The 22,736-nt window shown below is 60.7% G+C and carries 17 protein-coding genes; 10 read left to right on the top strand and 7 right to left on the bottom strand.

Annotated elements, in window-relative coordinates:
* The first annotated feature begins 209 nt into the window (after window positions 1–209).
* The 4 genes from AC07NR_RS26215 (at window position 210) to AC07NR_RS26230 (ending at window position 3,652) form a co-directional block, all read left to right on the top strand.
* Window positions 210–698, top strand: a complete 489-nt coding sequence (locus AC07NR_RS26215) for a DUF3015 domain-containing protein (protein WP_007950971.1) — start codon at window positions 210–212, stop codon at window positions 696–698.
* 94 nt (window positions 699–792) lie between these two features.
* Window positions 793–2,646 (top strand): Lnb N-terminal periplasmic domain-containing protein, encoded by a 1,854-nt coding sequence (locus AC07NR_RS26220; protein WP_495079785.1) that lies wholly within the window; start codon window positions 793–795, stop codon window positions 2,644–2,646.
* An 84-nt stretch (window positions 2,647–2,730) separates the two neighbouring features.
* Complete coding sequence (locus tag AC07NR_RS26225) at window positions 2,731–3,087, top strand: hypothetical protein (protein WP_114885642.1); 357 nt, start codon at window positions 2,731–2,733, stop codon at window positions 3,085–3,087.
* 70 nt (window positions 3,088–3,157) lie between these two features.
* Window positions 3,158–3,652 carry a GreA/GreB family elongation factor gene (locus tag AC07NR_RS26230; RefSeq protein WP_495079786.1) on the top strand — a complete coding sequence of 165 codons (495 nt, stop codon included), beginning with the start codon at window positions 3,158–3,160 and terminating at the stop codon, window positions 3,650–3,652.
* A 10-nt stretch (window positions 3,653–3,662) separates the two neighbouring features.
* On the opposite strand, the gene gdhA is transcribed toward AC07NR_RS26230, so the two are convergent.
* Together gdhA and ettA are read right to left on the bottom strand one after the other, a co-directional pair.
* Complete coding sequence (gene gdhA, locus AC07NR_RS26235; RefSeq protein WP_134828165.1) at window positions 3,663–5,000, bottom strand: NADP-specific glutamate dehydrogenase; 1,338 nt, start codon at window positions 4,998–5,000, stop codon at window positions 3,663–3,665.
* Window positions 5,001–5,193: 193 nt separating this feature from the next.
* Window positions 5,194–6,858: an energy-dependent translational throttle protein EttA gene (gene ettA, locus AC07NR_RS26240; RefSeq protein ID WP_007950976.1), complete on the bottom strand. Its 1,665-nt coding sequence runs from the start codon at window positions 6,856–6,858 to the stop codon at window positions 5,194–5,196.
* 294 nt (window positions 6,859–7,152) lie between these two features.
* On the opposite strand from ettA, the gene AC07NR_RS26245 reads away from it, so the two are divergent.
* From AC07NR_RS26245 to AC07NR_RS26265, 5 genes are all read left to right on the top strand, one after another.
* Entirely contained in the window at window positions 7,153–11,001 is a 3,849-nt protein-coding gene (locus tag AC07NR_RS26245) for a bifunctional diguanylate cyclase/phosphodiesterase (protein ID WP_495079787.1), read from the top strand.
* 225 nt (window positions 11,002–11,226) lie between these two features.
* Window positions 11,227–12,480: a serine hydroxymethyltransferase gene (gene glyA, locus AC07NR_RS26250; protein ID WP_007950978.1), complete on the top strand. Its 1,254-nt coding sequence runs from the start codon at window positions 11,227–11,229 to the stop codon at window positions 12,478–12,480.
* Between the two features lie 276 nt (window positions 12,481–12,756).
* Window positions 12,757–14,070, top strand: coding sequence for a C4-dicarboxylate transporter DctA (locus tag AC07NR_RS26255; protein ID WP_085732867.1), 1,314 nt, complete (start codon window positions 12,757–12,759; stop codon window positions 14,068–14,070).
* A gap of 49 nt (window positions 14,071–14,119) precedes the next feature.
* Window positions 14,120–14,824 carry a FadR/GntR family transcriptional regulator gene (locus AC07NR_RS26260; protein ID WP_305835581.1) on the top strand — a complete coding sequence of 235 codons (705 nt, stop codon included), beginning with the start codon at window positions 14,120–14,122 and terminating at the stop codon, window positions 14,822–14,824.
* A 24-nt stretch (window positions 14,825–14,848) separates the two neighbouring features.
* Window positions 14,849–15,544 (top strand): GntR family transcriptional regulator, encoded by a 696-nt coding sequence (locus AC07NR_RS26265; protein ID WP_495079788.1) that lies wholly within the window; start codon window positions 14,849–14,851, stop codon window positions 15,542–15,544.
* A 13-nt stretch (window positions 15,545–15,557) separates the two neighbouring features.
* On the opposite strand, the gene yjiA is transcribed toward AC07NR_RS26265, so the two are convergent.
* The 3 genes from yjiA to AC07NR_RS26280 form a co-directional block, all read right to left on the bottom strand.
* Window positions 15,558–16,529 (bottom strand): GTPase, encoded by a 972-nt coding sequence (gene yjiA / locus AC07NR_RS26270; protein WP_495079789.1) that lies wholly within the window; start codon window positions 16,527–16,529, stop codon window positions 15,558–15,560.
* A gap of 89 nt (window positions 16,530–16,618) precedes the next feature.
* Window positions 16,619–16,816 (bottom strand): YbdD/YjiX family protein, encoded by a 198-nt coding sequence (locus AC07NR_RS26275; RefSeq protein ID WP_003228401.1) that lies wholly within the window; start codon window positions 16,814–16,816, stop codon window positions 16,619–16,621.
* A 15-nt stretch (window positions 16,817–16,831) separates the two neighbouring features.
* On the bottom strand, window positions 16,832–18,898 hold the full coding sequence (locus AC07NR_RS26280) for a carbon starvation CstA family protein (protein ID WP_114885654.1): 2,067 nt from the start codon (window positions 18,896–18,898) through the stop codon (window positions 16,832–16,834).
* Between the two features lie 158 nt (window positions 18,899–19,056).
* On the opposite strand from AC07NR_RS26280, the gene AC07NR_RS26285 reads away from it, so the two are divergent.
* Window positions 19,057–19,425, top strand: a complete 369-nt coding sequence (locus AC07NR_RS26285; protein WP_085712214.1) for a PilZ domain-containing protein — start codon at window positions 19,057–19,059, stop codon at window positions 19,423–19,425.
* On the opposite strand, the gene radA is transcribed toward AC07NR_RS26285, so the two are convergent.
* Window positions 19,426–20,793: a DNA repair protein RadA gene (radA, locus tag AC07NR_RS26290; RefSeq protein WP_085712215.1), complete on the bottom strand. Its 1,368-nt coding sequence runs from the start codon at window positions 20,791–20,793 to the stop codon at window positions 19,426–19,428.
* A 143-nt stretch (window positions 20,794–20,936) separates the two neighbouring features.
* Window positions 20,937–22,478 carry a catalase KatB gene (katB, locus tag AC07NR_RS26295; protein ID WP_495079790.1) on the bottom strand — a complete coding sequence of 514 codons (1,542 nt, stop codon included), beginning with the start codon at window positions 22,476–22,478 and terminating at the stop codon, window positions 20,937–20,939.
* Window positions 22,479–22,736 lie beyond the last annotated feature (258 nt).

Below are 22,736 nucleotides of genomic sequence, written 5' to 3' on the forward strand. Positions count from 1 at the left end.
GGCCCCGCAAAACCGGGCTGGATCACGAATATGCTGCAAAAAATCACGGAACCACGGGAACCTGCCTAAACTCCAAACTGCGCGGCTGGAACTAATACCGGCCCACTGGCGCCAGAAGGTCTGTACGAAAACTCGCCAAGTGGCGTTTTGATGTAGAGAGCGGGGCCAGAACCCTGTCCATTGGTACGCACATAAAAGAGAACAAAGCTATGAAACGGATTCTTCTCGGTACTCTCTTCACCGCTGTATCCATCAACGCCATGGCTCAGGCGCCGGGCGGTCCGGATTGCGGCTGGGGCAACATGCTGTTCGAAGGTCAGCGTGGCACCCCGGCTCACTTCCTGGCATCCACCACAAACGGCACCTCGGGCAACGCCACATTCGGCATGACGTCCGGCACCAACGGTTGCTCCACCAACGCCTCGCTGACCTACGGCGGCAAATCCTGGTTTGCCATGAATGGCATGATGAACGAGCTGTCCGAAGACATGGCAAAAGGCAACGGCGAAGCGCTGACGACCTATGCCGTGGTACTGGGCGTGGCGCCGGAAGACCGTGCGCACTTCGCCGCCGTCACTCACGAGCACTTCCAGCAGATCTTCAGCAAGGCTGACGTGACCGCCGAAGACGTGCATACCAACACCCTGGCCGTGCTGAAAGCAGACCCTCGTCTGGCCAAGTACGCGACTCAGGCTTAAGCTCGACCCCACCCGCTTCTTTCGGGAAGCGGGTTTTGTTTTTTCGGCCCGCCCTCCTTGGGTCTTTTGTTTCTTTCGACTTAAGTTGCCACCTATGCTCAAACGCCTTGCCTGGCTGGCGCTGTGTGTCTGCGCCCCGCTGTCCGCCGCGCCCCACATCGACCCTCAACGTTTGCAGCAACTGGCCAACGATCGCTTCTGGATTTCCCTCGGCCATTACGAAACCGCCAAGCTCGGCGGCTGGCGCAGCTACGTCAGCGACAAAAAATTCTTCCTCGCCCCCGACGGCAACGAGCATCCCGACCACGAACTGGCCGCCACGGTCCAGGCGCTGTACGCCCCGGCCAGTCTCGGTGAGCAACACGCCCAATGCGTTTACCCCGCGCGTACGCGCTGGCTGAAAGATCAGCTCAACCTGACCGACCTGCCCACGCCAGACTGCGCCGAATTCAAGAAATGGTTCAAGGATGTCTCGCCCCACAGCGCGGTGATGATTTTCCCGGCGGCCTACCTCAACAGCCCGTCGTCGATGTTCGGTCACACCCTGCTGCGTATCGATCAGGCCGATGTGCAGAGCGACAAGACCTCGCTGCTCAGCTACGCGATCAACTTCGGCGCCTACATCGAAGGCTCGGACAACAGCATCCTGTATGCCTGGAAAGGTCTGATGGGCGGCTATCCGGGATTGTTCGCGCTGGTGCCCTATCAGGAAAAACTCTCGGAATACCGCAGCCTGGAAAACCGCGACCTGTGGGAATACCGGCTCAACCTGACGCAAGCCGAAACCGCACGCATGGTCGAGCATGTGTGGGAGCTGAAGCAGATTCAGTTCGACTACTTCTTCTTCGACGAAAACTGCTCCTATCGCCTGCTCGAACTGTTGCAGGTGGCGCGCCCGAGCCTGCGCCTGACCGAACAATTCCCGCTGACCGCGATTCCCACCGACACCGTCAAAGCGGTGAAAGAAGCCGGACTGGTCGAGCACATCGAATACCGCCCGTCCCGCGAGCGTGAATTGCTAAGCCGCGCCGAGCCCCTGACCGGCGAAGAACAGGACTGGGTGCTGAAAGTCAGCGCCGACCAGCAACAATTGCAGGACCCGGCCTTCAAGGCCCTGCCCCGGGACCGACAAGCACTGATCGTCGACGCGGCGTATCGACTGGAACGCTACCGCGCCAACGGCCAGGAGCGCGATCCGCAACGGGCACAGCGCAGTTTCGAATTGCTGCGGGCGATCAACAAGAACCCGGCGCCGGAGCTGCAAATTCCACAACCGGGCCTGCCCGAAGACGGGCACGAATCGCGCACCTGGCAGGCCGGTCTCGGCACCCGTGGCGACCGCGCGTTTGGCGAGTACGGTCTGCGCATGGCCTATCACGACCTCAACGACAACGCCGAGAGTTTCCCCCTCGGCGCGCAGATCGAAATCCTGCAGATGAAGCTGCGTCAGTACGAAGGCAATCACTGGCAGTTCCAGCAACTGGATCTGGCGACCATCCGCTCGCTGACGCCGCGCAATGCGCTGCTGCAGCCGTTGTCGTGGCAAGTCACCGGAGGTCTGGAGCGGGTGCCGGGCAAGCATGACGACGAAACGCTAGTCAGCCATGTCAACGGTGGCGGCGGTGGAACCTGGGCGCTGGGTGACGATGTACTGGGTTTTGCCCTCGGTACCGTGCGCGTTGAACACAACAATGATTTCGCCGGATTCGTTTCCCCCGCAGGCGGTTTCAATACCGGCGTGTTGTGGAAAAACCCGCTGGGCAATCTCAGTGTGGAGGCCAAGGGCGATTACTTCTTCAACGGCGAAGTGCGCCGCAGCCTGAGCCTGAACCAGCAATGGGAATTGTCCCGCAACCTGGGTTTGCGCCTGAGTGCCCAGCGTGAATTCAGCCATCTGGCCACGCCCGAGACCGAAGTGATGCTTGAGGTGAAGTGGTATCACTACTGAGGTTTTGATCTTCCTTTCACACCCCGTCGACGAATCCGCTTCTAGACTTTCCCTGTCAGCCGGAGAACGGCGCGGGAGAGTCAGATGTGGCGGTGTGCGGGTTTTGTGGGTGTGTTGCTGTTGCTGGGTGGCTGTCAAAGCACCCACGAAGATCTGATCGCCAAGGGTTATCCACCGGCGTTCGCCGACGGTTTCGATGACGGTTGCATCAGCGGTCGTCAGGCGGCCGGTTCGATCAGCGGCGAGTTTCGCAAGAACGTGCCGCGCTATCTCAAGGATCCGCAATACGCCGAGGGCTGGAGCGACGGTTTCCGCCAGTGTCAGGCGATGCTGGAAAACAAGGATCGCGAGGAGTATCGCAACGAACACTGGGACGAGCGCGAGCGGGCCTGGCAGCAACAAAAGGATCAGGGCGCCGCGCGGGCTTATCGTTCACAGTAGGTCGTTTCCAGACATCCGGCGAAACCTTCAGCCTGCGACCATGGCCCAACGGTTGTCACAGGAGGTCACCATGAGCCGTGCTTTCGTCAACGAAGACAACGCCGCTGCGCAAGCCGATCAGCCGGTCGAACGGCAGGTCAGCACGCAGCCCAATTACGTCACGCCACAAGGGTTTGCCCAGTTGCAGGCGAAAGTCGCCGAGCTGCAGACACTGCACGCCGAGCAGACCGCCATGGGCGAACAGGCCGACAAACAGCGGCTGGCCGATCTCGAGCGGGATATGCGTTATTTCAATCAACGGGTCGGCAGCGCTCAGGTCGCCCCCGCACCGACTTCCAACGAAAAAGTGCAGATCGGCAGTTGGGTGACCTACGCCGACGAACACAACACCGAGCGCCGGGTACAACTGGTCGGCGAAGACCAGGCCGATGCCGCCAACGGCCTGATCAACTGGGCCTCACCGCTGGGCCGCGCGCTGCTTGGCGCGCGACTCAACGACGAAGTGCTGTGGCAGCGTCCGGCCGGCAATCAACTGATCGAAGTGATCCGCATCGATCGTTCTTGAAGCACAGTGCTTAAACCACGCCCTGCGCCAGCATCGCGTCGGCGACCTTGACGAAGCCGGCGATGTTCGCGCCTTTGACGTAGTTGATCCGGCCGTTTTCCTCACCGTAATGCACACAGGCGTGGTGGATCGACTGCATGATCCCGTGCAGTTTGCTGTCCACCTCGCCCGCCGTCCACAGCAGGCGCATGGCGTTCTGCGACATCTCCAGACCGCTGACCGCCACGCCGCCGGCATTCGATGCCTTGCCCGGCGCGAACAGAATGCCCGCCTCGATAAAGATATCCACAGCCTCAAGGGTGGTCGGCATGTTCGCACCCTCGGCCACACAGATGCAGCCGTTGCGCAGCAGGGTGCGGGCAGCTTCGGCGTCGAGCTCGTTCTGGGTGGCGCATGGCAGCGCGATATCGCACGGCAACGACCATGGCAACTGGCCGGCGCGGAATTCCAGGCCGAATGCCGCCGCCAACTCGCTGATCCGCCCACGCTTGACGTTTTTCAGCTCCAGCAACGCCAGCCACTGCTCTTCGCTCAGGCCGGCCTCGCAATACAGCGTGCCTTCGGAATCGGACAGGGAAATCACCTTGCCACCCAGATCCATCACTTTGCGGGCCGCGTATTGCGCAACGTTGCCGGAGCCGGAGATCGCCACGCGCTTGCCTTCGACAGTCTGCTCACGGCGCTTGAGCATTTCCTCGGCGAAATACACGCAACCGAAACCGGTGGCTTCCGGACGGATCAGGCTGCCGCCGTAGGTCATGCCCTTGCCGGTCAGTACGCTGGTGAACTGGTTGCTCAGGCGTTTGTACTGACCGAACAGGAAACCGATCTCCCGTGCGCCGACACCGATATCACCTGCCGGCACGTCCACGTCGGCGCCGATGTGGCGGTACAGCTCACTCATGAACGCCTGGCAGAAACGCATGACTTCAGCGTCGCTCTTGCCCTTCGGATCGAAGTCCGAACCACCCTTGCCGCCGCCCATGGGCAACGAAGTCAGGGAGTTCTTGAAGGTCTGTTCAAAGGCGAGGAATTTCAGCACGCCCATATTCACCGAGGGATGAAAGCGCAAACCGCCCTTGTACGGGCCGATGGCGCTGTTCATCTGGATGCGGAAACCACGATTGACCTGGACCTTGCCCTGATCGTCGACCCACGACACCCGGAACACCACCGCCCGCTCCGGCTCGCAGATGCGCTCCAGAATCCCCGAGGTCAGATAGTGCGGATTGGCTTCGAGAAACGGCCACAGGCTGCGCAGGACTTCTTCGACGGCCTGGTGGAATTCGGGTTGATCCGGATCGCGTTTTTTCAGACGGGCGAGGAAGGATTCGACGGATTCGATCATGGGAAAAGTCTCGGCAAATTTGTTGTCGTTGGAAGAGATTGAGCCGGACTGTAACAAACGATCTGTACACAGCAACAGACAAAAATGTCGCATTTATGAAAACAAATAGTACACACGCTATAAATCACGGCGGATTGCAGGCAAAAAAAAGCGGAGCCCGAAGGCTCCGCTCTTTCATGCAACCCACCTGAAATCAGGCCAGTTTCTTGTGGCGTACCCGGTGTGGCTGGGCCGCTGCTTCGCCGAGGCGCTTTTTGCGATCGGCTTCGTACTCGGTGTAGTTGCCTTCGAAGAACACAGCCTGCGAGTCGTCTTCGTACGCCAGGATGTGCGTCGCGACGCGGTCAAGGAACCACCGATCGTGAGAGATCACAATGGCGGCGCCCGGGAAGTCCAGCAGGGCTTCTTCCAGGGAACGCAGGGTTTCGACGTCGAGGTCGTTGGACGGTTCGTCGAGCAGCAGGACGTTGCCGCCCTCCTTCAGGGTCAGCGCCAGATGCAGACGACCGCGCTCACCGCCGGACAGGTCCTTGACGAACTTCTGCTGATCGCCGCCCTTGAAGTTGAAGCGACCGACGTAGGTACGCGACGGGATCTCGTAATTGCCGATGCGGATCTGGTCGGAACCGTCGGAGATCTGCTGGAACACGGTCTTGCTGCCGTCCAGGTCTTCGCGGCTCTGGTCCACGCAGGCCAGCTGCACGGTTTCGCCGATCTCGATGCTGCCCGAGTCCGGGGTTTCCTTGCCCATCAGCATGCGGAACAGGGTCGACTTACCGGCACCGTTACCGCCGATCACGCCGACGATGGCGCCTTTGGGCATGGAGAACGACAGGTTGTCGATCAACACGCGATCGCCGTAGCCCTTGGTGACGTTCTTGAATTCGATGACCTTGTCACCCAGGCGCGGACCGGCCGGGATGTAGATCTCGTTGGTTTCCGAACGCTTCTGGAATTCCTGCGACTGCATTTCTTCGAAGCGCTGCAGACGTGCCTTGGATTTCGACTGGCGGGCCTTGGCGCCTTTGCGCACCCACTCCAGTTCTTCCTTCATGGCTTTTTCGTGAGCCGATTGCTGCTTGGATTCCTGGGCCAGACGATCGGACTTGGCTTCCAGCCAACCCGAGTAGTTGCCCTCGTAAGGAATGCCCGCGCCGCGGTCGAGTTCCAGAATCCAGCCAGCGACGTTGTCCAGGAAGTAACGGTCGTGCGTGATCGCTACCACAGTGCCCGGGAAGTCGTGCAGGAAGTGTTCGAGCCACGCAACGGAGTCGGCGTCCAGGTGGTTGGTCGGTTCGTCGAGCAGCAGCATGTCCGGGGCGGACAGCAGCAGACGGCACAGGGCCACACGACGCTTTTCACCACCGGACAGGTGTTCGACTTTGGCGTCCCAGGCCGGCAGACGCAGCGCATCGGCGGCGACTTCCAGTTGACGCTCCAGGTTGTGACCGTCGCTGGCCTGCAGGATCGCTTCGAGCTTGGCCTGTTCGGCGGCCAGCTTGTCGAAATCGGCGTCCGGGTCGGCGTAGGCGGCGTAGACCTCATCCAGACGCGCTTGCGCGTCCTTGATCACGCTGACCGCTTCCTCGACCACTTCACGCACGGTCTTGGTCGGATCAAGTTGCGGCTCTTGCGGCAGATAACCGATGTTCAGTTCCGGCATCGGGCGCGCTTCGCCTTCGAATTCGGTGTCGACGCCGGCCATGATTTTCAGCAGCGTGGACTTACCCGAACCGTTGAGGCCGAGTACACCGATCTTGGCGCCCGGGAAGAAGGACAGAGAAATGTTTTTCAGGATTTCCCGCTTCGGCGGAACAACTTTGCCCAGCCGATGCATGGTGAAGACGTATTGAGCCATGGAGAACCTTGGGTCAGTGACAGATGAATGATTGGAGCGCAGGCGATGCCCGGCCAGACCGATGCGCGTCGTTCACTTGACCACTTGATGGCCATCAATGCGTGCGCGCTGAAAAAGTCTGAGTCTAGGAGCTGGAACGCTCCCGCGTAACCGGCAAAGCTACCTGAATGACAGAAGGCAGTCCAGCCGAGCGGGGCTGGCACTTCGCCACAACTCAAGGCATGCTAGCCGCCCTTTGGGCGTCCGGCTTATAGTGCACGTCGCGCCAGTCCAGCCAAACCGCAGGATTACAGCTTGTCCAATGTCACTCCGCCAGCCTCTGTGAGCAGCACCCAACCGGCGCCCGGCTCGTCCCTGCGCGGAACATTGAAAGGCGCGCTGGCGACGCTGGTGCTGATGCTGCTCGCATTACTGTTTTGGCAACTGCTCGATCAACTGCGAGAAACCCAGAAAACCCAGCGTCAGTACACCATCGATTACACCGCCGATCTCGCTTCGCAAGTCAGCCTGAACATGTCGCTGAATGCGCAGATCGCGCTCAATCTGCTACCGATCGTCGAACAGCCGCAGTCTGCCGACGAACAGCAGGCGCTGTTGCGCAAGCTGCAGAAATCCCTGCCTGACCTGCAGAGCATGGCCTTGCTCAGCCCGTCGGGAAAAATCCTCAGCGACAGCGCTACCGACAGCAAGGACGCCGACTACCTCAGCGATCTGGTACGCCGCAGCCACGCCCAGGCACATTATTTCAGCAACGCCGATGACGGCTCGGTGGTGCATCTGTTGCTGCATCAGGCCAGCGGCAGCACGCGCGGCTACTGGGCACTGCGCCTGACCCCGACTTTCTTTGCCTCCCTGACCAAACAGGGCGAGACCGGCATCCGCCCGCTGTGGCTGGTGGAAAACCGCATCAATCACCAGATCATCAGCCGTGACGAAGGCCTGCCTTCCACCAAGGCCAGCACCCTGACACCCGAAGATCTGGCCAACAGCGTGCTGACCGTGCCCCTGAGCAGCAGCGACTGGCAACTGCGCGGACTGTTCGACCGGCAACATGTGCTCGAAGAGCTGCTGCCGGCGTTCATCGGCAAATGCCTGCTGGGCCTGGCGCTGTCCCTGCTGCCGTTCATTGCTTTGCTGAACATGCGCCGCCGTCAGCGCCAGGTGCATGAGGGACGCCGCCGTTATCAGGATATTTTCGAAGGCACCGGTGTGGCCCTGTGTGTGCTGGATCTTTCGGGACTGAAACAGGTTTTCGAAAAGGCCCAGATCCAGACCAGCGACCAGCTCAAGGCCTGGCTCGACCAGCCGCAGCAACGCCAGCAATTGCTGCAGGAACTGCGAGTCACCGAGGTCAATCAGGTGGCGCTGCAACTGCTCAACGTCAACTCCTGCGACCACGCCTGGCAGTTGCTGATCGACGGTCACCCGCACAGCCAGTGCGCCATCGGCAATCAAGTGCTCGACGCCGTACTCCAGCAACAAAAGCAGCTGGAACTGGAAATCAAACTGCCGGACATCAACGGCCGCGACCAGCACCTGTGGCTGGTGCTGCGCCTGCCTCATGAGCAACACGACTACAAAGCCGTGATCCTGAGCATCAACGACATCACCAGCCGCAAGCTGATCGAACTGTCGCTGCTGGAGCGCGAAGGCTTTTGGTCGGACGTGGTGCGTACCGTGCCGGATCATCTGTACGTGCAGGATGTGATCAGCCAGCGGATGATCTTCAGCAACCACCACCTGGGCCAGACCCTCGGTTACAACCGCAGCGAACTGCACCAGATGGGCGAGTACTTCTGGGAAATCCTCCTGCATCCGGAAGACGCCGACTATTACCACCGCTCGCGGCAGATGCAGCGTCACGCAGGTTACAGCCAGTTGCTGCAATGCCAATTGCGCTTCCGTCATCGCGACGGCAAGTGGCGGCGTTTCGATATCCGCGAACAGGCGCTGGCCCGGGACAAGCACGATCAGGTGACGCGGATCATCGGCGTGGCCAAGGACATCACCGAGCAGATCGAGGCCAGCGAATCCCTGCGCGACAGTGAACAGCGCTACCGGATGCTCGCCGAAAGTATCAGTGACGTAATCTTCTCCACCGACAGCAAGCTCTCGCTCAATTACGTCAGCCCGTCGGTGCAAGCGGTGCTGGGCTACGACGCCGAATGGATTTTCCAGAACGGCTGGCAATCGACCATCGCCAACCCGCAGCAACTGAACGGCATCTATCACCTGATGGACCGGGTCAGCAAAGCCCTGGACAAGCCCGAGCAACTGGCAATCCTGCGCAGTCAGGTGCAGACCCAGATGTTCCTGTTCGACTGCCTGCGCGCCGACGGTCGCAAGATCCCGATCGAATTGCGCTTGGTGCTGGTGTGGGACGAGCACGGTGCCTTCGAAGGCGTGCTCGGGGTCGGTCGCGACATCAGCCAGCAACGCCGCGCCGAGAAAGACCTGCGCATGGCGGCCACGGTATTCGAGCATTCGACTTCGGCGATCCTGATCACCGACCCGGCCGGTTACATCGTTCAGGCCAACGAAGCGTTCAGTCGCGTCAGCGGCTACGCGGTGAGCGAAGTGCTCGACCAGCTACCGAACATGCTCACCGTCGACGAACAACAGGACGCGCACCTGCGCTACGTGCTCAAGCAATTGCATCAGCACAGCACCTGGGAAGGCGAAGTCTGGCTCAAGCGCCGCAACGGCGAGCATTACCCGGCGTGGGTCGGCATCACGGCGGTGCTCGACGATGAAGGCGACCTCGCCAGCTACGTGTGCTTCTTCAGCGACATCAGCGAGCGCAAGGCCAGCGAACAACGGATTCACCGCCTCGCCTACTACGACGCACTGACCCACCTGCCGAACCGCACGCTGTTCCAGGATCGCCTGCATACCGCGCTGCAATCGGCCGACCGGCAGAAATCGTGGGTGGTGCTGATGTTCCTCGACCTCGACCGGTTCAAACCGATCAACGACTCCCTCGGCCACGCCGCCGGCGATCGCATGCTCAAGGACATGGCCACCCGGCTGCTGGCCTGCGTCGACGATGACGACACCGTGGCGCGGATGGGCGGCGACGAATTCACTTTGCTTCTGCAACACCGTTCCAGCCGCGAGATGGCGCTGAACCGTGCGATCCATGTGGCCGAGCAGATTCTTGGCAGCCTGGTGCGACCATTCGTGCTGGAGGGTCGCGAGTTCTTCGTCACCGCCAGTATCGGCATCGCCCTGAGCCCGCAGGACGGCAACGAACTCAGCCAGTTGATGAAGAACGCCGACACCGCGATGTACCACGCCAAGGAGCGCGGCAAGAACAACTTCCAGTTCTATCAGGCCGACATGAACGCCAGTGCGCTGGAGCGCCTGGAGCTGGAAAGCGACCTGCGCCACGCCCTCGAGCAGAACGAATTCGTGCTGTATTACCAGCCGCAGTTCAGCGGCGACGGCAAACGCCTGACCGGCGCCGAAGCCCTGCTGCGCTGGCGTCATCCGCGTCGCGGGCTGGTGCCGCCGGGGGACTTCATCCCGGTGCTCGAAGAACTCGGGCTGGTGGTGGACGTCGGCGACTGGGTCATCAGCGAGGCCTGTCGTCAGCTCAAGACCTGGCACCAGAGCCGTGTGCGCGTGCCGAAGGTCTCGGTGAACATTTCCGCCCGGCAGTTCTCCGACGGCCAGCTCGGCACGCGGATCGCCACCATTCTCAAGGAAACCGGCCTGCCGCCGGCGTGCCTGGAGCTGGAGCTGACCGAAAGTATCCTGATGCGCGAAGTCAGCGAGGCGATGCAGATCCTTGCCGGCCTGAAGAACCTCGGCCTGAGCATCGCGGTCGACGACTTCGGCACCGGTTACTCGTCGCTGAACTACCTCAAGCAATTCCCGATCGACGTGCTGAAGATCGACCGCACCTTCGTCGACGGCCTGCCGTCCGGCGAGCAGGACGCGCAGATTGCCCGGGCGATCATCGCCATGGCCCACAGCCTCAATCTGGCGGTAATCGCCGAAGGTGTGGAAACCCATGAACAGCTGGACTTCCTGCGCGAGCACGGTTGCGACGAGGTTCAGGGTTATCTGTTCGGGCGACCGATGCCGGCCACCCGCTTCGAAGCGCAGTTCAGCAATGACGCGCTGTTCATGTTCGACTGAAAATCGGCGGGGCGGCCTTCGCGAGCAGGGATTGATATCGATCACGGAATCCTGCCGCCAACCCGGCTATTGTGCGAACCGGCTGGCCAGGAAAAGGCCGGCACGGACGCCACATATCTGGTCATGAACGCCACTTGTCTGCGACATGATGTCGTTTCATATGCCATCCAAAACCCGTTGGGTTAGAATGCCCCCCTTTTCTGCCCCCGATCCTTGAGGACCGCCATGTTCAGCCGTGATTTGACTATTGCCAAGTACGACGCCGATCTTTTTGCCGCCATGGAGCAAGAAGCCCAGCGCCAGGAAGAACACATCGAGCTGATCGCTTCGGAGAACTACACCAGCCCAGCGGTGATGGAAGCTCAAGGCTCGGTACTGACCAACAAGTACGCCGAAGGCTACCCGGGCAAGCGCTACTACGGTGGTTGCGAGTACGTCGACGTTGTCGAGCAACTGGCCATCGACCGCGCCAAGGAACTGTTCGGCGCCGACTACGCCAACGTTCAGCCGCACGCCGGCTCCCAGGCCAACGCCGCTGTCTACCTGGCCCTGCTGTCGGCCGGTGACACCATCCTGGGCATGAGCCTGGCTCACGGCGGTCACCTGACCCACGGCGCCAGCGTTTCCTCCTCCGGCAAGCTGTACAACGCCATCCAGTACGGCATCGACGCCAACGGCCTGATCGACTACGACGAAGTCGAGCGCCTGGCGGTTGAGCACAAGCCGAAAATGATCGTGGCCGGTTTCTCTGCCTACTCGCAGATCCTCGACTTCCCACGCTTCCGCGCCATCGCCGACAAAGTTGGCGCCTACCTGTTCGTCGACATGGCTCACGTGGCCGGTCTGGTCGCCGCTGGCGTCTACCCGAACCCGGTTCCATTCGCTGACGTCGTGACCACCACCACTCACAAGACCCTGCGCGGTCCACGTGGTGGCCTGATCCTGGCCAAGGCCAACGCCGACATCGAGAAGAAGCTGAACTCCGCGGTATTCCCGGGCGCCCAGGGTGGCCCGCTGGAGCACGTGATCGCCGCCAAAGCGATCTGCTTCAAGGAAGCACTGCAGCCTGAGTTCAAGGCTTACCAGCAACAAGTGGTGAAAAACGCCCAGGCCATGGCCGGCGTGTTCATCGAGCGCGGTTTCGACGTGGTTTCGGGCGGTACTGAAAACCACCTGTTCCTGCTGTCACTGATCAAGCAGGAAATCTCCGGTAAAGACGCCGATGCCGCTCTGGGCAAAGCGTTCATCACCGTGAACAAGAACTCCGTGCCAAACGACCCACGCTCCCCGTTCGTCACCTCCGGCCTGCGCTTCGGTACTCCGGCTGTGACCACTCGCGGCTTCAAGGAAGCAGAGTGCAAAGAGCTGGCCGGCTGGATCTGCGACATCCTGGCTGACCTGAACAACGAAGCGGTGATCGACGCCGTTCGTGAGAAAGTCAAAGCCATCTGCAAGAAACTGCCGGTATACGGCGCTTAATTGCGACGTTAAAACCGCAGCATGAAAAACCGGCCAGTGATGGCCGGTTTTTTTTCGCCCGTAAAAAAGTTTCGGACTGCGAATGGCTCAAGGTCGGGGCATTGCGCCCAACTGGTCAGACCGGTCATGCCAATTCGTCATTTTTCACTTGCGATCCGTAAAAAACAGCGCCTAGACTGCACCCGCACTGGACATACCGGTAAGACCACAATAATTAAGTCCTGAATCTGATGCGCCCCGCGCACGGCAGCCAGGACACCGACCAGGATTCCTCCCATGCTCAGATGGTGCTCGCGTTCAATCTTCCTCCAAGTGGTTCTCGGACTGGTGCTCGGCATCGTCTGCGGGCTGACCCTTCCTGAATACTCGGCCCAGCTCAAACCGCTCGGCGACGGTTTCATCAAACTGATCAAGATGCTTATCGGCCTGATTGTGTTCTGCGTGGTGGTCAGCGGCATCAGCGGCGCCGGCGACCTGAAGAAGGTCGGACGCATCGGCCTCAAGTCGGTGATCTACTTCGAAGTGCTGACCACCATCGCCCTGGTGATCGGTCTGGTGTTCGCCTTCAGCACCGGGATCGGCAGCGGCGCCAACATCCATCTGGAGCAGCTGTCCGCCGCCGACATGGGCGACATCGCCGAACGCGGCCAGCACATGCACACCACCACCCAGTTCCTGATGGACCTGATCCCGACCTCGGTACTTGGCGCCTTTGCCGACAACAACATCCTCCAGGTGCTGTTGTTCTCGGTGCTGTTCGGCAGCGCGTTGAATCTGGTGGGCGAAGCGGCTTCCGGGATCTCGCGGCTGATCAACGAGCTGAGCCATGTGATCTTCCGCATCATGGGCATGATCGTGCGTCTGGCACCGATCGGTGTGTTCGGCGCCATCGCCTTCACCACCAGCAAATATGGCCTCGATTCGCTGCAACACCTGGGCAGTCTGGTCGGCCTGTTTTATCTGACGTGCATCGCTTTCGTCAGCGTGATTCTGGGTCTGGTGATGCGTGCCTCCGGCCTGCGTATGTGGCCGCTGCTCAAGTACCTGCGCGAAGAACTGCTGATCGTCATGGGCACCGCCTCCTCCGACGCCGTGCTGCCGCAGATCATGCGCAAGCTGGAACATCTGGGCATCGGCAGCTCCACCGTCGGGCTGGTGATTCCGACCGGTTACTCGTTCAACCTCGACGGCTTTTCGATCTACCTGACTCTGGCCATCGTGTTCATCGCCAACGCCACCGGCACGCCGCTGGCCATGACCGATCTGCTGACGATTCTGCTGGTGTCGCTGATTACCTCCAAAGGCGCCCACGGCATTCCGGGCTCGGCGCTGGTGATTCTGGCGGCCACGCTGACTGCGATCCCGGCAATTCCGGTAGTCGGTCTGGTGCTGGTGCTGGCGGTGGACTGGTTCATGGGCATCGGCCGGGCGCTGACCAATCTGATTGGCAACTGCGTCGCCACCGTGGCCATCGCCCGCTGGGAAAAGGACATCGACGTGCAGCGGGCGAACAAGGTGCTCAACGGCGAGCAGGGCTATAACTTTCAGCCGAGAAAAACGGCCGCTCAAGCAGCGGCCAAAGAATTCTGAATGACCGCCGTGCCTGCGCAAATGCAGGCACGGCGCATGGAGCGAACACGTGATTACTACATCAACCGTCGTCAACTCAGTGGTAGAAAAACTTCGGGCCGCCCTCGCCCGTGGCCAGTGGCGCTCCGGCGAGATGCTGCCGGGCCAGCGCGAACTGGCCGAACAACTGGGCATCAGCCGTCCGAGCCTGCGTGAAGCGGTGATCGTGCTGGAAACCCTCGGTCTGGTGCGTTCGATGCCGGGCAAAGGCGTGGTGGTGCTCGACGCCCAGGCCAGCGACAACCAAAACCACGACAGCGCCGTGGCCGGTGCCAGCCTCGAAGACGTGCTGCAACTGCGCTACACCCTCGAGCCATTCATCGTTGGTCTGGTGGCACAGTCGATCAGCAGCAAGGAAGTCGGGCAACTGCGCCTGACCTTGATGGACATGCGCGAAGCCCTCGAAGCGGGTGACAGCGAGGCCGGGGTCAGCGCCTATATCGCCTTCCACGAAGAACTGTTCACCCTGACCTCGAACCCGATTTTCCAGAGCGTGGTGCAGCAGACCAGCAACGCCCTCAAGCAGAGCGCCGAAGTGCTGCGCAATTCGCCGGAGCATCTGGCCGAACGCCTTGAGGAAAACGAAGCCGTGGTGCGCGCGATCCGCAGCAAGAACAGCGCTCAGGCCAGTGCCGAAATGCGTCGACACATCCTGCGTGAAGGCCAGCGCATGGGCATCGAACTGAACATTCCGGATGACAACCTGAACACCTGAAACGCCTCACACTGGAGACCGGCCATGAACAGTCTTGCCACGCCGTCGCACCCTCGCCAGACCTCGGCGGCCCTGCCCTTCTCCCGCCTGCAGGCGCCGGTAGAGGATCTGTATCCGCGACTGTTCGACGCGATCCTCGAACAGCGCCTCGATGCCGCCAGCCGCTTTACCGAGGAGAGCCTGAAGCACATGTTCGGTGTCAGCCGCGCCGATGTGCGCCGGGTGCTGACCCAACTGTCCCATGAGCAGATCATCGTGCTGCGGGCCAACCATCGACCGCGCGTTGCCGCGCCGGACGTCGAACAGACGCGTCAGGCCTTGCACGCCCGGCGTCTGGCCGAGAACACGCTGGTGCGGCTGGCTTGTCAGCATGCGCAGGCTGAAGATCTGAAACGCCTGCGCGCCCTGATCGAGCGTGAGCGCCAGGCTGTGGATAAAGACCGACGCGGTGCGGCAATTCGTCTGTCCGGGGAGTTTCATTTGCAGTTGGCGAAAATGGCGGGGAATGCACCGTTGGCGCATTTTCTCGGCACGTTGGTGCCGCTGACCTCACTGGCGATTGCGCGATGCACTGAAACCACGCACAGCTGTTGCGGCTGGCAGGATCACGCCCGGATCGTCGAGGCGATCGAGCGTGATGACGCCGTCGAGGCCGTGTCGCTGATGAACCGTCATCTGGATCTTCTGGAGCAGACGATTCTCAGCGGTTCCACGCATTGAGACAGCGGCGGACTCAGTTCGCCGCCACCCTGGCAAACCCCGCCCGGATCTTCTCTTCCGGCAAGTCATCGGCGATAAACACGATCACGCTTTCCCGCGCCTCGCCCTCGGCCCACTCGGTGTCCCAGTCGAAGCCGTAAAGCTTCAGCACGCCCTGAAACACCAGGCGCCGATCCTCGCCCGCAATGTTCAGCACGCCTTTGTAGCGCAGCAATTGCTTGCCGTGCTCTTCCAGCAACTCACTCATGAATTCGCTGAGCTGATCGATATCCAGCGGCTGATCGGTACGCAGCACCAGACTGGAAATCCGGTCGATGGACGGAGCCTTGCTAACCGGGCGCAGACTCACCCCGCCGCCCAGATCGGCATTCAGGTTGAAACCTCGCACATCGAGCAATTCAGCCAGATCGATATTGCCGTGTTCAACCACACGAATCGGCGCGCGGCGGTTGATGCGGGTCAGGCGTTCGCTGAGCGCGGAGAACGCGGCCTCGTCCACCAGATCGGTCTTGCTCACCAGCAAGCGGTCGGCGAAACCGATCTGCGCCTGGGCGATGGTCTGGGTCAGGTGCAACTCGGCGTGGGCCGCGTCGACGAGGGTAATGATGCCGTCGAGCAGGTAACGCTCGCGCAGTTCTTCGTCGATGAAAAACGTCTGCGCCACCGGGGCCGGATCGGCCAGGCCGGTGCACTCGATGACCAGCCGATCGAAAGCGATTTCACCGCTGTCCAGGCGTTCTAGCAACAGGTACAGGGCTTTGGTCAGGTCGGTGTGGATGGTGCAGCAGACGCAGCCGTTGGCCAGGGTCATGACTTGCACCGGCTCGTCGCCCAGCAATTGGGTGTCGATGCCGGCGTCGCTGAATTCGTTTTCGATCACGGCGATTTTCAGGCCGTGTTCGGCTTTCAACAGATGACGCAGCAAAGTGGTCTTGCCGGCGCCGAGGAAACCGCTGAGCACCGTGACCGGGATGGGAGAAGACAAACTCGATCTCCTTCAATTGCACAAATAAAAATGGGAGCAGGCCGAAAGACCTGCTCCCACCTCACGTCTGGTGAACCGCGATCAGCGGCTCAACAGCACTTCGGCCCACCCTTGCCACCGTAACGGGCTTCCTGACGTTCGCGAAAGAACATCTCGTAGCTCATCACCGGTTTGTCCGGGTGTTTGGTTTGCATATGCTCGACGTACGTGTCGTAGTCGGGCATGCCGACCATCAGGCGCGCGGCCTGACCGAGGTATTTACCGAGGCGACTCAGGTCATTGAACATGGTGCAATCCTCTGGTTACGCGTCCGGCAGGGCCTGGAATGGCGATTCTTTATCCGTACGCTCTTTTTTGCCCCAGGCGGCGATACCGACCTTGAGCGCATAGAACAGGATGCTGAATACCACGAACAGGAACAGCGCGGTCAGCGTTGCGTTGGTGTAAGCGTTGAAGATCACGTGCTGCATCTGTTCGACGCTCTTGGCCGGTGCGATCACTTGCCCTGCGGCCAGTGCATCGCTGTACTTCTTGGCCAGCGACAGGAAGCCCACGGCCGGGTTGGCGTCGAACAGTTTGATGAAGCCTGCGGTCGTGGTGCAGATCAGCAGCCAGGCCGCCGGCAGCAGGGTGACCCAGATGTAGCGCTGGCGCTTCATCTTGATCAGGACCACGGTGCCGAGCATCAGCGCGATACCGGCCAGCATCTGGTTGGAGATACCGAACAGCGGCCACAAGGTGTTGATGCCACCCAGCGGATCGATCACGCCCTGATACAGCAGCCAGCCCCACATCGCCACACAACCGGCGGTGGCGATCAGGTTGGCGGTCCAGGATTCGGTACGCTGCAACGCCGGCACGAAGGAACCGAGCAGATCCTGCAGCATGAAGCGCCCGGCACGGGTGCCGGCGTCCACTGCGGTCAGGATGAACAGCGCTTCGAACAGGATCGCGAAGTGGTACCAGAACGCCATGGTGTTTTCACCCGGCAGGACACTGTGCAGGATCTGCGCGATACCGACCGCCAGGGTCGGTGCACCACCGGCACGGGCCAGGATGGTGGTTTCGCCGATGTCATGGGCCACGGCTTGCAGCGCATCCGGGGTAATTGCAAAGCCCCAGTTGCTGACCGCAGTCGCCACCGCCACCACATCACCGCCGACCACGGCGGCCGGGCTGTTCATGGCGAAGTACACGCCCGGCTCGATCACCGAAGCGGCAACCATGGCCATGATCGCCACGAACGATTCCATCAGCATGCCGCCGTAACCGATGTAGCGGGCGTTGGTTTCGTTATCCAGCAGTTTCGGCGTGGTGCCGGACGAGATCAGCGCGTGGAAGCCCGATACCGCACCGCAAGCGATGGTGATGAACAGGAACGGGAACAGACCGCCCTTCCATACCGGGCCGGTGCCGTCGACGAACTGGGTCAGCGCCGGCATTTTCAGCTCGGGCATGGTGACCAGGATGCCGATCGCCAGGGCGATGATGGTACCGATCTTCAGGAACGTGGACAGATAGTCGCGCGGGGCGAGAATCAGCCAGACCGGCAGTACGGCCGCGACAAAACCGTAACCGATCAGCATCCAGGTGATTTGCACGCCGGTGAAGCTGAAGGCCTTGGCCCACACCGGGTCAGCGGCAATCTGGCCACCGAGCCAGATCGAACCGAGCAGCAGAATCACGCCGATCACCGAGATCTCGCCGATGCGGCCCGGGCGGATGTAGCGCATGTAGATGCCCATGAACATCGCGATCGGGATGGTCGCCATCACGGTGAAGATGCCCCACGGACTTTCGGCCAGGGCTTTGACGACGATCAGCGCCAGCACCGCGAGGATGATGATCATGATCAGGAAGCAGCCGAACAGCGCGATGGTGCCGGGGATGCGACCCATTTCTTCACGCACCATGTCGCCCAGGGAACGGCCGTTGCGACGGGTGGACATGAACAGGACCATGAAGTCCTGCACCGCACCCGCCAGCACCACGCCGGCGATCAGCCACAGCGTGCCGGGCAGGTAACCCATCTGCGCCGCCAGTACCGGGCCGACCAGTGGTCCCGCGCCGGCGATGGCCGCGAAGTGGTGTCCGAAGAGAATGTGTTTGTTGGTCGGAACGTAGTCCAGACCGTCGTTGTTGAGCACGGCGGGGGTGGCCCGGCGTGGATCGAGTTGCATCACATTGTTTGCGATGAACAGGCTGTAGTAACGGTACGCAACCAGATAAATGGCCACGGCGGCGACCACGATCCACAAGGCGTTGATCGCCTCGCCTCGGCGCAATGCCACTACGCCCAGGGCGCACGCTCCTACGATTGCCAGCACTAGCCAGGGTAAGTGGCGCAGCGGGCTATTATTATTTTTCATTTTATTATTCCAGCCAGGGTGGACAAGAAAGACAGCCACCTCGAGTTTAGCGCTGTTGGCGGCAAAGACCATACCCGACATTGGTCTGACGCCCTGCCCGACTGGCAGCGTTTAACGTGGCGGGTCTATAGTCAGCGTACCGTCAAGAGGATCGCGCCATGAGCGAGCACCCGTCCGAGCGTCGCCGCTTCAAACGTATCGCGTTCGACGCCAGAACCGAATTGAGCCAGGGCGAGTACATCTGGCCGGTGAAGCTGATCGACCTGTCGCTCAAGGGGCTGTTGATCGAACGGCCGGAGCCGTGGCTGGGAGATGAAACGCAGGACTTCAACGTCGACATTCACCTGAGCGACGACACCGACATCCAGATGGACGTGCAACTGGCGCACGACGATCACGGCCAACTGGGCTTCCAGTGCCGGCACATCAGCCTGGAATCGATCCAGCGCCTGCGCCGCCTGATCGAACTCAACCTCGGGGATGAGGCCGAGCTCGAACGGGAGCTTGGGGCATTGATGGAACTCTGATTACTCGAAGAGTGAATCCAGCGCCTGCTCCAGACGCGTCACCGCAATGATCTGCAACCCTGCCGGCGCTTCTTTTGGCGCGTTGCCCTTGGGCACGATCGCGCGCTTGAAGCCGTGCTTGGCGGCTTCTTTCAAACGCTCCTGACCGCTCGGCACCGGGCGTACTTCGCCGGACAGGCCGACTTCACCGAACACCAGCAAGTCATGAGGCAACGGCCGATTGCGCAGGCTCGACATGACGGCAGCCATCAATGCCAGGTCGGACGCGGTTTCCAGCACCTTCACCCCGCCGACCACGTTGAGGAACACGTCCTGATCGTGGGTCGGAATGCCGCCATGGCGATGCAACACCGCCAGCAACATCGCCAGACGGTTCTGATCCAGACCCAGCGTGACCCGACGCGGGTTGGCCAGGTGACTGTCATCCACCAGCGCCTGGACCTCAACCAGCATCGGCCGGGTGCCTTCCCACGTTGCCATCACCACGCTGCCCGGGACTTCTTCCTGCGCGCGTGTGAGAAAAATCGCCGAAGGGTTGGAGACTTCTTTCAGGCCCTTGTCGGTCATGCCGAACACGCCCAGCTCATTGACGGCACCGAAACGGTTTTTCACTGCCCGCAGCAGTCGCAACCGGCCATCGGACTCGCCTTCAAAATAAAGAACGGTGTCGACCATATGTTCCAGAACGCGCGGGCCGGCCAGTGCGCCTTCCTTGGTCACGTGGCCAACCAGGAAAATCGCCGTGCCGCTTTGCTTGGCGTAGCGCACCAGCAATGCCGCACTTTCGCGTACCTGGGACACGCCGCCCGGTGCCGATTGCAGTTGTTCGGTGAAGATCGTCTGGATCGAGTCGATCACCATCACCTTGGGTTTTTCCTGACGGGCGGTGGCGATGATGGTTTCGATGCAGGTTTCGGTCATGACCCGCAGTTGATCCTGCGGCAGCCCAAGTCGACGTGCACGCATGGCGACTTGCTGCTGGGATTCCTCGCCGGTGACGTACAGCGCCGGCATGCTCTTGGCGAGGTTGCACAGGGTCTGCAGCAGAATCGTCGACTTGCCGATACCCGGATCACCGCCGATCAGCACCACCGAACCGTCCACCAGACCACCGCCAAGCACTCGGTCGAGTTCGCCGGATGCGGTGGAGAAACGCGGGATTTCCTCAATGCTGACCTCGGCCAGCGTCTTGATCTGAGCTTGCTGCCCGGCCCAACCAGTGCGTCCGGCCGGTGCCGCAGCACCGCCGCTCTCGATCATCGTTTCGGTCAGGGTGTTCCAGGCGCCGCATTCGCCGCACTGCCCGGCCCACTTGGGAAAGGTTGCGCCGCACTCGGTGCAGCCGTACATGCGCTTGGCCTTGGCCATCTGAACCCCCGGCAAAAACCGCGATGATAACGCAGCCTTCACCGATCAGCGCGGCGCGCCGGTGCGGATTTCCCCGCTGGCCAGACGCGCGGCACTGTTGTCGATCAAACCCCGGCGATTGCCGGGGTTTGAAAGGGTCGCTGTCAATCGACCAGCTTGGTCGCCAGAGCCTTGACCCGATCCAGGTCACCTTTGGCCACTTTGGTCACCCCGGCGCCATATTCCGGATCGGCCTTGTAGAGGAAGGACAGCATGATGTGCTTGCTCTCGTCATCGGTGCTCGCCAGCGAACCGCCGAAGCTCTCGATCAGATCCTGGCGTTCCTTCTTGCTGAACGAACGGTACAGATCACCGGCCTGCCTGAAGTTCTGTTCGCGCTGGATCTTCGCCTGTTGTGTGCTGCCCTGCAGGGCGGTCTGGCTAGAACGTGCGCTTTGGGTTTCTTCACGCGGTTGCAGGCGGCTAGGCTGGTAGTTGACACCCGAATGGCTTGCGCCGGCATTCATCGCGCCGTCCTGATTGCCATTGTTGACCGCCACTTTCGCAGCATTGATCGGCAATTGCAGGGCATTGGCACCAAGGCGATACATCTGGGTGTCGGCATAGGCAAATATCCGGCCTTGCAGCAGACGATCTTCAGATGGCTCGATTCCCGGCACAACATTCGAGGGTGCCATGGCCACTTGTTCAGTTTCCTGGAAGACATTCGAAGGATTACGGTTCAAGACCATTTGTCCAACTTTTCGCTCCGGAATACCGGGCCAGATCTTGGTTGCATCAAGAGGATCGAAATCAAACTTGGACAAGTCTTGCGATTTCAGGACCTGAATGTACAAGTCCCACTTCGGAAAGTTACCCTTTTCGATATTCGCCACCAAGTCATTTGTCATATGACTGTAGTCGCGCCCCTGAACTTTCACGACTTGTTCAGGATCGAGATTCTTGACCCTCTGCAAACTTTTCCAGTGAAACTTGACGTAGTGTACTTCCCCCTTGTCGTTGATCAACTTGTAGGCATGCACACTGTTGCCGTCCATTTCACGATAACTGGCCGGTGTCCCTGAGTTGGAATACAGCTCGGTCAATGTACGAGTGGCTTCAGGTACATGGGAGAAGAAGTCGAAGCGGCGGGAATCATCATCCAGATTGGTGCGCGGGTCTGGCTTGAAGGCATGCACCATGTCCGGAAACTTGATCGCATCACGGATGAAGAATGTCGGGAAGTTGTTACCGACCAGATCCCAGTTACCGTCAGCGGTGTAGAACTTGGTCGCAAAACCCCGTGGATCGCGCAACGTTTCCGGAGAATGGTTGCCGTGCACCACCGCCGAAAAACGCACGAACACCGGTGTGACCTGGCCGGCGGTAAACACCTTGGCCTTGCTCAGGTCGCTCAAGTCGTTGGTCGCGGTGAACGTGCCATGAGCACCGGTGCCCCGGGCATGCACTACGCGCTCGGGAATACGCTCGCGATCGAAGCGCTGCAGTTTCTGGATCAGTTGCACGTCCTGCAACAGCACCGGGCCGTTGGCACCGGCGGTCTGCGAGTTCTGGTTGTCGCCCACCGCTGCACCGTTGTCCCGAGTCAGGGGCGCGGCGCTTACGGAAAAGGTCAGCAGGCTGGCAGCCAATACGCCGACGGTGCGGCGGAGGGGAAATCCCCCTGAGGCAAGCATGGAATTCATTTCAGGTTCCTCTGTTGTTTGAGGCGCATCCAGGTGCGCCAAACAGAGGCTAGAGAGTCATGACGGCGAACATAAATAGAAAATCCACACGCCTGCGATTGAGAAAAATAGCTTCTCGATCAGGGTCTTACGGAGTAATTCGCGCGCGATTAGTGGCACTTTGCAAACTAATCGCGAATTGATGTGTCGATAAAAGCGAGCAATGTAAGAAGGTGTTTCGCGCAGGACGCGTTTTGCTGATTTACACTGCGTACACCA

It is taken from the genome of Pseudomonas sp. GW821-FHT09C09 (assembly GCF_059418105.1).

Bases quoted from the DNA above. Each gene is read 5' to 3' on its own strand.
- AC07NR_RS26215 (WP_007950971.1), top strand. From the start codon at position 210: ATGAAACGGATTCTTCTCGGTACTCTCTTCACCGCTGTATCCATCAAC.
- AC07NR_RS26275 (WP_003228401.1), bottom strand. From the start codon at position 16,816: ATGTTCAATGACCTGAGTCGCCTCGGTAAATACCTCGGTCAGGCCGCG.
- AC07NR_RS26255 (WP_085732867.1), top strand. From the start codon at position 12,757: ATGCTCAGATGGTGCTCGCGTTCAATCTTCCTCCAAGTGGTTCTCGGA.
- gdhA (WP_134828165.1), bottom strand. From the start codon at position 5,000: ATGATCGAATCCGTCGAATCCTTCCTCGCCCGTCTGAAAAAACGCGAT.
- katB (WP_495079790.1), bottom strand. From the start codon at position 22,478: ATGAATTCCATGCTTGCCTCAGGGGGATTTCCCCTCCGCCGCACCGTC.
- glyA (WP_007950978.1), top strand. From the start codon at position 11,227: ATGTTCAGCCGTGATTTGACTATTGCCAAGTACGACGCCGATCTTTTT.
- ettA (WP_007950976.1), bottom strand. From the start codon at position 6,858: ATGGCTCAATACGTCTTCACCATGCATCGGCTGGGCAAAGTTGTTCCG.
- AC07NR_RS26280 (WP_114885654.1), bottom strand. From the start codon at position 18,898: ATGAAAAATAATAATAGCCCGCTGCGCCACTTACCCTGGCTAGTGCTG.
- AC07NR_RS26285 (WP_085712214.1), top strand. From the start codon at position 19,057: ATGAGCGAGCACCCGTCCGAGCGTCGCCGCTTCAAACGTATCGCGTTC.
- AC07NR_RS26230 (WP_495079786.1), top strand. From the start codon at position 3,158: ATGAGCCGTGCTTTCGTCAACGAAGACAACGCCGCTGCGCAAGCCGAT.
- AC07NR_RS26220 (WP_495079785.1), top strand. From the start codon at position 793: ATGCTCAAACGCCTTGCCTGGCTGGCGCTGTGTGTCTGCGCCCCGCTG.
- AC07NR_RS26265 (WP_495079788.1), top strand. From the start codon at position 14,849: ATGAACAGTCTTGCCACGCCGTCGCACCCTCGCCAGACCTCGGCGGCC.
- AC07NR_RS26225 (WP_114885642.1), top strand. From the start codon at position 2,731: ATGTGGCGGTGTGCGGGTTTTGTGGGTGTGTTGCTGTTGCTGGGTGGC.
- radA (WP_085712215.1), bottom strand. From the start codon at position 20,793: ATGGCCAAGGCCAAGCGCATGTACGGCTGCACCGAGTGCGGCGCAACC.